Origin of the sequence: Scandinavium goeteborgense, assembly GCF_003935895.2 — a bacterium.
In the GTDB taxonomy this organism is placed as follows: Bacteria; Pseudomonadota; Gammaproteobacteria; order Enterobacterales; family Enterobacteriaceae; genus Scandinavium; species Scandinavium goeteborgense.
Genome location: NZ_CP054058.1, coordinates 1,693,572 through 1,702,676, shown reverse-complemented (window position 1 = coordinate 1,702,676; position 9,105 = coordinate 1,693,572). Strand labels below are relative to the sequence as shown.

Sequence of the window (9,105 nt, the reverse complement as noted above, 5' to 3'; positions counted from 1 at the left end):
GCGGATGATGTGGTTAATCGATGAGGTGTTGATCGTTAATTTCGCTCAGTAACTTACGACCTTGTTCAGATACGCGATAATAATCCATTCCGCCAGTTGTACTTGGAATAATATCCACTAAACCAGCGACAGACAGGCTCCTTACAAGCCTCACTACGTTACCAATACCATCCATTTCTCTGTTGGTCATAGCTCGGTCAAGGTTGTACCAGGTCCAATTCACATCGTCTCTGGAAGCTAATAACTTCAGGATATTCAATTCTGTATTATTTACCATAATGGTGCATCCGGGTGATATAGGTCTTTTGTCTTGCCCTCTAACTTGTAGTCTTCAAGAGTGGCAGTATGTGTATTGTTCCAAAGAATATAGGCTTCATCGTCATCGATTGGCCTACCTGTAACCCAGCCAACATTGCAGTAACGTTGATATTCTCGGCATTCATGTGTGTAGAAATTTAAATCTACCTGTTCTGGTAACATTTCTCCATTGACGATTTTCTTTAGCCTATCAACCATAAATTCGTTACCTGGATCAGGGTCAAAACGCGAGATGTGCTTCTCTACTGTTGCGATCCCTTCGTGAGTAATATCAACACCGTCAGTTGTCAGGTTTTTAATCGCCCCCCCGGCCAACTCAGGATCAAACGGTCGGCCTGATGATGCACCTCTGGCTCCGAAGTGTTCTAACTCTTCCAGTGCGGGGATCTTCATTCTTCCCATCATTAACCCGGCAGCAACCGACGCACCTGCAATGAGCACCCCTTTGTTATCCATGACCTGATCGTAGCCTGCCAGCGAGTCACCGCCAAGCTGCTGTGCGGCCTCATGAAATCCTTCGATGTTGCCGTTATAAATCCCGCCAGCAGCCAGAAGTCGCCCTGCGGCTTTACTGTTAATGGCTTTCCCTGCCTGCGCCTGCTGTATTGGGGCATCGGAATAGTGCTGCTTAATGGTCGGCTCCGGCTTCCTGCCCTGATGAGCGTTCAGGGTGTCTTCGTACAGACTCCTGACCTCATTCCTGAAACTCTCTCCGTAGTGGTCCATAAAGCAGTCATACACCAGATTACTGTCTTTATCGAAATAGAACGGATTACGAAAACGGTCCCAGTCTTCCAGGGTGTCCACACCCACCATCCAGCCAATATCAAGAAACATTCTGACATCGTCATAGACGTTGTCAGAAAAAGGGCGTCGCTTTCGCTTGTAGGGTTGCGCAGAAAATCGATGGGAAACCCCATGTTTTCGATCAGGAACCTGTTGTGGAATGATGCTTCTGCGGTAATTACGGTAATCCAGTTCGTAAAAAATGCATGCCAGTTCCATGGCACTATCAGGCGTGAGAATGAACTGAATATCCTGGGGTGCCAGTGCCATACGGGCATCCGACTTCATGTAGAGCGTAAACATCCGATGTTTACCTTTTCCATAATAGAAGTAAGGATAATCCGCAAGATTTGATTGAAAATCAAGCTATTTGGCAAAGGAAGTTTAATCCCCGTATGGCGTATGCACCAGAGAACGGGGAGGAGAGCGATAGGTGTTAATGCGTGCTGCCTTCCTGCGGCGTGAACTTCAGTTCAATCAGCGCGATGGCTTTCAGAATGGCCCGCTGGGTCACCGGATCGGCTCCCGCCGGGTGAGCGCTAAAATCAATGGCGCGCAGCTGGTTGGCCATTTTTTCACGGACTTCAACCGGGGCGATAACGTCGATAACGTCGAGAATTTGTTTGATGACCAGTTGGCAGGCGACAACGTCGGAAACCAGTTCATCATTGGCGGTCAGATTCTGGGACATGCTTTTCTCCTTTTTTCAGGGGCGCCATACTAACCTGAATTTTCTGACCAGAAATCAAAAAACCTGCTGAAACCCGCATTTTCTTGCGCTATGGTCATTTGAAACAATGATTCATTTTTATATGGCAACTTTATCATGAGTGAAAATATCTCCGCGCAGGAGAGCCGTGGTCTGTCACCCGCAGCGCTATTGGTGGCGGGTGCATTCTTTATGGAGTTTCTCGACGGGACGGTGATCGCCACCGCGCTGCCGGATATGGCGAAGAGTTTTGGCGTGGAGGCCGTCGCCCTTAACATCGGTATCAGCGCCTATCTCATCACCCTCGCGGTGCTGATCCCCGCCAGTGGTTGGATTGCCGATCGCTTCGGCGCTCGCAAAGTATTTACCCTCGCACTGTTAATTTTCACCCTCGCGTCTGTTTTCTGCGGGCTGGCGACCAGCGTGGACAGTTTTGTGGCGATGCGTATTTTACAGGGCGTCGGCGGTGCGCTGATGGTGCCGGTCGGTCGTCTGGCAGTTCTGCGCACCACGCCGAAACACCAACTGATCACCGCGATCGCGACGCTGACCTGGCCCGCGTTAGTGGCCCCGATCATCGGCCCACCATTAGGCGGATTCATTACCAGTTTTGCTAACTGGCGTTGGATTTTCTTTATTAATGTGCCGCTTGGGCTGGTCGCGATTTTCCTGGCGCTGCGCATCATTCCGGATATTCGCGATGACGAACGCCGTCCGTTTGACCTACCGGGTTTCCTCGCCACGGCGATTGCGATGGTAAGCCTGGTGTACGCGATGGAAGCGTTTGGCGCGGAACATAGCCGAAGCTGGCTGCCGTTTGCGCTGCTGGCGCTGGGTGCGGCGACGTTTATGTTTGCCCTGCGTCATTTCAAACGCGTCGAATGGCCAATGATACGTCTCGATGCGCTGAAAGTGCCGACGTTCAGAGTCACGATGTACGGTGGCTCACTGTTTCGTGCCTCGATCAGTGCGGTGCCGTTCCTGCTGCCGCTGCTTTTCCAGGTCGGTTTTGGGATGGACCCTTTCCATGCCGGGCTACTGGTGCTGGCGGTATTTGTTGGCAATCTGACGATTAAGCCCGCCACCACGCCGCTGATCCGCTGGCTGGGTTTTCGTAAGCTGTTGCTGATTAACGGCGCGCTGAACGTGCTGGCGCTGCTGGCCTGCGCCTTCCTTACGCCGCACACGCCGCTATGGGTGACGCTGCTGATATTGTATCTCGGCGGCGTTTTCCGTTCAGTGCAGTTTACCTGCGTGAGCACCCTCGCCTTCGCCGACGTGCCGTCTGCGCAGATGAGTTACGCCAACACGCTGTTCAGCACCGCGACACAGCTCGCCGTTGGGCTGGGCATTACGCTTGGCGCGATTGGCATTCGTCTGGGCGAGAAGATGAGTGACTGGTTACAGCTCGGCGCGATTCCTGGGGCAAGCTTCCGGCTGGCATTTGTGTTTATCGCGTTGATTTGTCTGGTGGGAATGTTTGATACGTTACAGCTGACGCGGGATGCGGGAAGTTCGGTGTCGAACCGTAAGAAGTAACATTATCCGGCGGCGCGATGCCGCCGGACGCTACATCGTTACGCTAAAACCTGGCGCACGAAGGCTTCAATTTCTTTATCCTGGCAGTTTTCGAAGAAGCACTGCTGGAAGCGCTGACCGGAAACGGCAGTTTTCACCAGTTCCGGATCGATAGCGCGCAGGGTGTCGAGGTAATTTTCCTTCACCACCGCCGCTTTCACCTGATTCAGAATGCCCGCGTTACGCACCTGCGGTTCTTTACGCTCCGGCGGATACCCTTCGCCGTTACGACCGGTGAACGCTTTTTCAAAGATAAAGCGCACGTTCAGTTCCGCACCCCAGCCAAAGCCTTTAGCGAACGGCAGAGACAGCGCGTTGCCGTTGTTGATTTGCGCGAACAGGAATGCATCCGCCGGGTCGATACAATATCCGCAAACCACGCCCGGGTGAATGTTCAGCGACATCAGCGCGCCCTGTCCGGTACCGCAGCCGGTCACGACAAAATCAACCGCTTTGGCATTGAGCAGGATGCTGGCCATGATCCCAAGGTGGATGTAGGTCAGGTGATGATCCTGTTCATCGCTCATGCCGACGTTGTAGACCGGGAAACCTTTCTCATCGGCTACGCCTTTGAGCTCGCGATGGATCACCGCATTTTTGGCGGCCTGGCTGTTTTCCATCATCAGTGCAATTTTCATTCTTTCATCTCCTGAAATCGGTGCGGAAGACTCCGCAGTGAACAAGGGTGTTACATTCACCTTAACGCGCATCAAACGCACATTCAAATTTAATGAAATATTGTTTCATTAATTATCGTTGGGCTCACAGTTTTCTACGTCAATCACGATAATGAATGCTTAGTCACAAAATCACTCAATCCCTATCCGGGTTTATGGCAGCCAGGCCGACTGGCAATAGCAGTGACGAAAACTGAGGGCGATTTTGTCGGTTATTCAGGGCATTGCCTTTACGCCTGCGCGCTAAGATGTGACGCAGGACTATTACGCAGAGTGAGCCATGAACAAACTCATCCCTGTCGCCGCGGCGATAGCGCTTTCCGCCTGTACGGTGCACCGTCAGGCAAATGTCACCGATGTGGATGCCACCAGCGGCATCGTGCGTCTTACTTACGGCCAGGCGCCGTTGCAGTCTGCCACCACCGACGATTATGTCGCCAATGGCACCGCCACCAAACAGTGCCAGCAGATGGGTTATGCCACCGCCTTTGCCTACGGCCAGCCGGTGACTACCTGCACCGTCACCAGCGGATCGCTGTGCATGAACCAAAGCGTTACCCTCCAATATCAGTGCCGCGGCATTGCTGTTACCCAAACCCCCGCTACAAATTATTGGTAATGAAATCTGCCGGAGAAATAACGCCGGCAGTGAATTATAATTATTCTCATTTCATTATTTAATAGCTGCAATGCGTTTTATTCCCATTTGCATTTAACATTATTTATTTTTTATTTTACCTTTTGCAAATAAGTTAATTACAAATTATAGTTTCGGCGTATTTCCCCTGAGCCTAATATGACGGAGCACCCATGCTAAAAACGGAAATGATCGACCAACTCAATGAGCAAATGAATCTGGAACTCTCCTCCTCTCTGCTGTATCAGCAGATGAGCGCATGGTGCAGCTATCATAGCTTTGAGGGTGCCGCCGCGTTTCTGCGCCGTCACGCCCAGGAGGAGATGACCCATATGCAGCGCCTGTTCGATTATCTCACCGATACCGGCAGCCTGCCGCGTATTAGCACTATCGAATCTCCGTTTGCGGAATATGCATCACTGGATGAATTATTCCGTGCGACCTATGAACACGAGCAGCTGATCACCCGCAAAATTAACGAGCTGGCCCATGCGGCAATGACCAATCAGGATTATCCAACCTTTAATTTCCTGCAATGGTACGTGGCCGAGCAGCACGAAGAAGAGAAGTTGTTTAAATCCGTTCTCGATAAACTCTCTCTGGTCGGTAAAAGCGGTGAAGGCCTGTACTTCATTGATAAAGAGCTGGCGACCCTCGATACACAAAATTAATTTTATAGAGGCAGCGGCCATCGCTGCCTCCGCTTTTCTGCTCATCTCTTCGCCTTCCCCCTTTTTCACTGTAAACATTACATTACATTCACTGTAATTCAGATTTGACGCAGTGCGGGTTTTCCCCTACCCTGCGCGGCATAATTAGCCGTCTCTATTCTGAATAACAGAGGAAAGCGTGAAGAACCGCACCGTTGGGAGTATTTTAATCGTCGCCGGAACCACGATCGGCGCAGGGATGTTGGCAATGCCGCTGGCCTCTGCGGGCGTTGGCTTTGGCGTCACTCTGGTTTTACTGCTGAGCCTGTGGGCGCTGATGTGCTACACCGCACTGCTGCTGCTGGAAGTGTATCAGCACGTGCCTGCCGATACCGGTCTCGGTTCGCTGGCGTTGCGTTACCTTGGGCGTTACGGGCAATGGCTGACGGGCTTCAGTATGCTTTTCCTGATGTATGCCCTGACCGCAGCGTATGTCAGCGGTGCCGGTGAACTGCTGGCCTCGAGCCTCAGCCAGTGGCTGAACATCGAACTACCGCCAGCCGGGGGCGTGCTACTGTTTACCGCCATCGGCGGCGGCGTGATTTGCATGGGCACGGCGCTGGTAGATTTGTTTAACCGCTTCCTGTTCAGTGCCAAAATCGTGTTCCTGATCCTGATGCTGACGCTGCTGCTGCCACATATTCATCAGATGAACCTGCTGACACTGCCGCTACAACAGGGCCTGGCACTTTCTGCGATCCCGGTAATTTTCACCTCGTTTGGCTTCCACGGCAGCGTGCCGAGTATCGTCAGCTATATGAATGGCGATGTACGTAAGCTGCGCCGAATTTTCGTGATTGGCAGCTTCATTCCGCTGGTCGCCTACATCTTCTGGCAGCTGGCGACACTCGGCAGCATTGAATCGCCGGTCTTCAACGCCTTGCTGGGTAATCACGCTGGACTGAATGGTTTGCTGCAAGCGATCCGCGAAGTGGTGGCAACACCACATGTGGAACTGGCGGTGCATCTGTTTGCCGACTTAGCGCTGGCGACCTCTTTCCTCGGCGTCGCGCTGGGGCTGTTTGATTATCTGGCGGATCTGTTCCAGCGTAAAAACAGCATCAGCGGCCGTCTTCAGACCGGGGCGGTGACCTTCCTGCCACCGCTGGCGTTTGCGCTGTTTTATCCAAAGGGCTTCGTGATGGCGCTCGGCTACGCGGGTGTGGCGCTGGCCGTGCTGGCGCTGATTATTCCTTCACTGCTGACGATGAAAAGCCGTCAACAGCATCCGCAGGCGGCGTATCGGGTTATTGGCGGAACGCCTGCATTGTGGCTGGTCTTTGGCTGCGGCGTGGCGGTGATTTTGGTGCAAATCGCCATTGCGCTGGGAATACTGCCTTCGGTCGGCTAATCTTCGACGAAAAAATCTGGTGCTCCGGCACCAGATCCTTCCATGTATTAACAAACTCATTTCATCTCAATATTTTTTTGCTCATCTATTTAAACATAGTTAAATAAATCCCCAATCACTCTTCCATCATCGCCGGTCATTAAGATTTTTCCTGTACAGCTTAATTTCACCTGGCGTAATCTTGCGCTGTTTATTACTTCAGACAGAAAATATCATGAAAAAAGTATCCATTATCCTGCTAATGATGATCCTGGCAGGCTGTAGCGCCACGAATGTCAATTCCAATGCCAACCGCGTTCGCGTCAGCACTAATGAGCCAGGAAAAGAGTGTAAGTTCCTCGGCGATATTACCGGTAGTCAGGGGAATTTCTTCACCGGCGGCTGGACGTCAAACAGTAACCTCGAAACCGGTGCGCGTAATGACCTGAAAAACCAGGCCGCGAATATGGGCGGGAACGTGGTGTCGATAATTACGCAGCGTGCGGGCCAGACCGGCAGCTCCTGGGATGGCAGCGGCAGTCTGCAACAGACTAACGTGACGCTAAGCGGAAATGTGTATCGCTGCCCGGAATAATGAGCAGGAAAGGAAAAAGGCCCTGACGGGGCCTTTTTTATGACTTATTTCAGACAGCAGCTTTTGTATTTCTTTCCGCTGCCGCAAGGACACGGATCGTTGCGACCAATTTTGCTTTCATTCTTAATCGGTTGCTGTACCGGAGCCGCCTGCTGATTATCCAGCCAGTAATGACAGAGCGTGAGCGCCGCAGGTTTCAATAAATCGACGCTCGCCACATATTCTTCAGCAGTCAGCGCTTCGATACGCGCGAAATTCTCTTCGCTACCGTGCAGGGCAATGGCGTCTAGCTGCGGCTGTAAACTTTCCGGCAGTGCCGACCAGTCGCTTAAACCCACGCCGCGCATGTAACCAAAACACCACTCTTCAACGATGGTGATTTCCTGACCTTCCTCTTCACGGGTGCCGAACAGCGGTTCGTACTGATCCGGATAATCGCCCAGACGCTCACCGACATCATCCATATGCTGCAGGGTGAGATTCACAAAGCGGTCGCGTTCGCGGTCATTGGCCCAGCGTGGAACGAAATCAGCCCCACCCCACACCGCCAGCATCCACTCTGCGGGTTCGATATCAACCGGGGAGGAAAGGATCGCCGTCAGCATGCCGTCCAGCTCGGACACATCCATCACGGCCTGTTCGTTACCATAGCGGGCCAGGACGTCGTCCAGCCACTCAAGTTCGCTTTCGTTTAACGGTCCGGTTTTCATCGCTGATTACTCGTGTTGGAAGTGTGTTGAAGATAGAACATCAGGATCGCAAATACAAAAAAACCACCCGAAGGTGGTTTCACGACACTGCTTATCATTGATTTTATTCTTTTTTTCCCATGGTAGCCGGAGTGGGACTTGAACCCACACAGCGCGAACGCCGAGGGATTTTAAAAACTATCACAGTGTCATTGAAATCATAACGTTATGAAGAATAAAACAATTTTACTTGCGCATCTCTGCGCATTACAGCTTATGGCGTGATTCCATCGCCACTATTTTCTCTTAAATTCGCGTTATTGGCAACGTGTTTAGCCCCAGGCGTCTGGGGCAATTTACTACAGCTACTTCCATCCACAGGCTTTTTGAAGTGGCTTCAATGCCTCTGACAGACCAGCAACATCAAACGTCACACTCACAGGACTTTCATTGTAAGGCATGATCTGAGTAAACATAGTGTTAGCCTGGCTCAATGCCTTGACGAACTCGATGACATTGCCACGATAAAATACCGATTTGGTATCGCTAGAAATATCCCACGTCTTCGTTTTTGCCTTCTGTTTATCCAAGCGGGATAACATCTGCGTTTCGTTCAACCCAAGATAGGTGTCCCAATTGAGGAACAGTTCTGTCTTTTTCTCCCGACAAGTGACGTAGAGACTTGGTGTGATCGACTCCCCAAACTGCGATCGGAAAGAATCATTAGCAGAAAGGCTCACATAGACATTCTCTGAATCATCAACAGGTGATGTTTTTGTTGATACCTGCCATTTACCAACGCCGACAGTTGACTTTGATTCCTCCGCAACTGTCGGCGGCAAAGCTTTATCATAACAAGCCAAGCGCGTCTCGTTATTAACTTCAGACTGACATTTAAACAAAGCATCTGTATCAACATCAGGCTTACCCTCTGCATGCGCACTTGAAACACATGAAACACATGAAACACAGAGTGCCAGAGCTAGTAATGTTTTATTCATAGAATGTCCTTATTGATAATATGAGAATATTAAAACCTATCAGAGCATTTTTTCTTATTAATGGAGAAACAACTG

General features: G+C 51.2%; 11 protein-coding genes. 5 read left to right on the top strand and 6 right to left on the bottom strand.

Annotation, left to right across the window (positions count from 1 at the left end):
* Positions 1-13: 13 nt before the first annotated feature.
* The 3 genes from A8O29_RS08930 to A8O29_RS08920 form a co-directional block, all read right to left on the bottom strand.
* Positions 14-277, bottom strand: coding sequence for a hypothetical protein (locus A8O29_RS08930; protein ID WP_125351884.1), 264 nt, complete (start codon positions 275-277; stop codon positions 14-16).
* Positions 271-1,407 (bottom strand): DUF8093 domain-containing protein, encoded by a 1,137-nt coding sequence (locus A8O29_RS08925; RefSeq protein WP_125351883.1) that lies wholly within the window; start codon positions 1,405-1,407, stop codon positions 271-273. The genes A8O29_RS08930 and A8O29_RS08925 overlap by 7 nt, the downstream gene beginning before the upstream one ends.
* Before the next feature lie 133 nt (positions 1,408-1,540).
* Positions 1,541-1,795, bottom strand: coding sequence for a DUF2766 family protein (locus tag A8O29_RS08920; protein WP_125351882.1), 255 nt, complete (start codon positions 1,793-1,795; stop codon positions 1,541-1,543).
* Positions 1,796-1,930: 135 nt separating this feature from the next.
* On the opposite strand from A8O29_RS08920, the gene A8O29_RS08915 reads away from it, so the two are divergent.
* Entirely contained in the window at positions 1,931-3,352 is a 1,422-nt protein-coding gene (locus A8O29_RS08915) for an MFS transporter (protein WP_125351881.1), read from the top strand.
* A 38-nt stretch (positions 3,353-3,390) separates the two neighbouring features.
* Here A8O29_RS08915 and A8O29_RS08910 read toward each other — a convergent pair whose 3' ends face one another.
* Positions 3,391-4,029 (bottom strand): RpiB/LacA/LacB family sugar-phosphate isomerase, encoded by a 639-nt coding sequence (locus A8O29_RS08910; RefSeq protein ID WP_110509649.1) that lies wholly within the window; start codon positions 4,027-4,029, stop codon positions 3,391-3,393.
* Between the two features lie 319 nt (positions 4,030-4,348).
* Here A8O29_RS08910 and yecR point away from each other — a divergent pair, with 319 nt between their 5' ends.
* From yecR to A8O29_RS08890, 4 genes are all read left to right on the top strand, one after another.
* The gene (gene yecR / locus A8O29_RS08905) at positions 4,349-4,687 is read left to right on the top strand and encodes a YecR family lipoprotein (RefSeq protein WP_125351880.1); all 339 of its coding nucleotides are present in this window, start codon (positions 4,349-4,351) and stop codon (positions 4,685-4,687) included.
* Between the two features lie 191 nt (positions 4,688-4,878).
* Entirely contained in the window at positions 4,879-5,376 is a 498-nt protein-coding gene (gene ftnA, locus A8O29_RS08900) for a non-heme ferritin (protein ID WP_110509647.1), read from the top strand.
* A 178-nt stretch (positions 5,377-5,554) separates the two neighbouring features.
* On the top strand, positions 5,555-6,766 hold the full coding sequence (gene tyrP, locus A8O29_RS08895) for a tyrosine transporter TyrP (RefSeq protein ID WP_125351879.1): 1,212 nt from the start codon (positions 5,555-5,557) through the stop codon (positions 6,764-6,766).
* A gap of 214 nt (positions 6,767-6,980) precedes the next feature.
* Positions 6,981-7,340 (top strand): DUF4156 domain-containing protein, encoded by a 360-nt coding sequence (locus A8O29_RS08890; RefSeq protein ID WP_125351878.1) that lies wholly within the window; start codon positions 6,981-6,983, stop codon positions 7,338-7,340.
* Between the two features lie 44 nt (positions 7,341-7,384).
* On the opposite strand, the gene A8O29_RS08885 is transcribed toward A8O29_RS08890, so the two are convergent.
* Complete coding sequence (locus A8O29_RS08885; protein ID WP_125351877.1) at positions 7,385-8,050, bottom strand: YecA/YgfB family protein; 666 nt, start codon at positions 8,048-8,050, stop codon at positions 7,385-7,387.
* Between the two features lie 344 nt (positions 8,051-8,394).
* A complete protein-coding gene (locus A8O29_RS08880) occupies positions 8,395-9,030 on the bottom strand; it encodes a type VI secretion system-associated protein TagO (protein ID WP_125351876.1) in 636 nt (211 codons plus the stop codon).
* Positions 9,031-9,105: the final 75 nt, after the last annotated feature.

Coding starts and splice junctions, on each gene's coding strand:
- A8O29_RS08925 (WP_125351883.1), bottom strand. CDS start 1,407: ATGTTTACGCTCTACATGAAGTCGGATGCCCGTATGGCACTGGCACCC.
- yecR (WP_125351880.1), top strand. CDS start 4,349: ATGAACAAACTCATCCCTGTCGCCGCGGCGATAGCGCTTTCCGCCTGT.
- A8O29_RS08885 (WP_125351877.1), bottom strand. CDS start 8,050: ATGAAAACCGGACCGTTAAACGAAAGCGAACTTGAGTGGCTGGACGAC.
- A8O29_RS08920 (WP_125351882.1), bottom strand. CDS start 1,795: ATGTCCCAGAATCTGACCGCCAATGATGAACTGGTTTCCGACGTTGTC.
- A8O29_RS08915 (WP_125351881.1), top strand. CDS start 1,931: ATGAGTGAAAATATCTCCGCGCAGGAGAGCCGTGGTCTGTCACCCGCA.
- A8O29_RS08890 (WP_125351878.1), top strand. CDS start 6,981: ATGAAAAAAGTATCCATTATCCTGCTAATGATGATCCTGGCAGGCTGT.
- A8O29_RS08880 (WP_125351876.1), bottom strand. CDS start 9,030: ATGAATAAAACATTACTAGCTCTGGCACTCTGTGTTTCATGTGTTTCA.
- A8O29_RS08910 (WP_110509649.1), bottom strand. CDS start 4,029: ATGAAAATTGCACTGATGATGGAAAACAGCCAGGCCGCCAAAAATGCG.
- ftnA (WP_110509647.1), top strand. CDS start 4,879: ATGCTAAAAACGGAAATGATCGACCAACTCAATGAGCAAATGAATCTG.
- A8O29_RS08930 (WP_125351884.1), bottom strand. CDS start 277: ATGGTAAATAATACAGAATTGAATATCCTGAAGTTATTAGCTTCCAGA.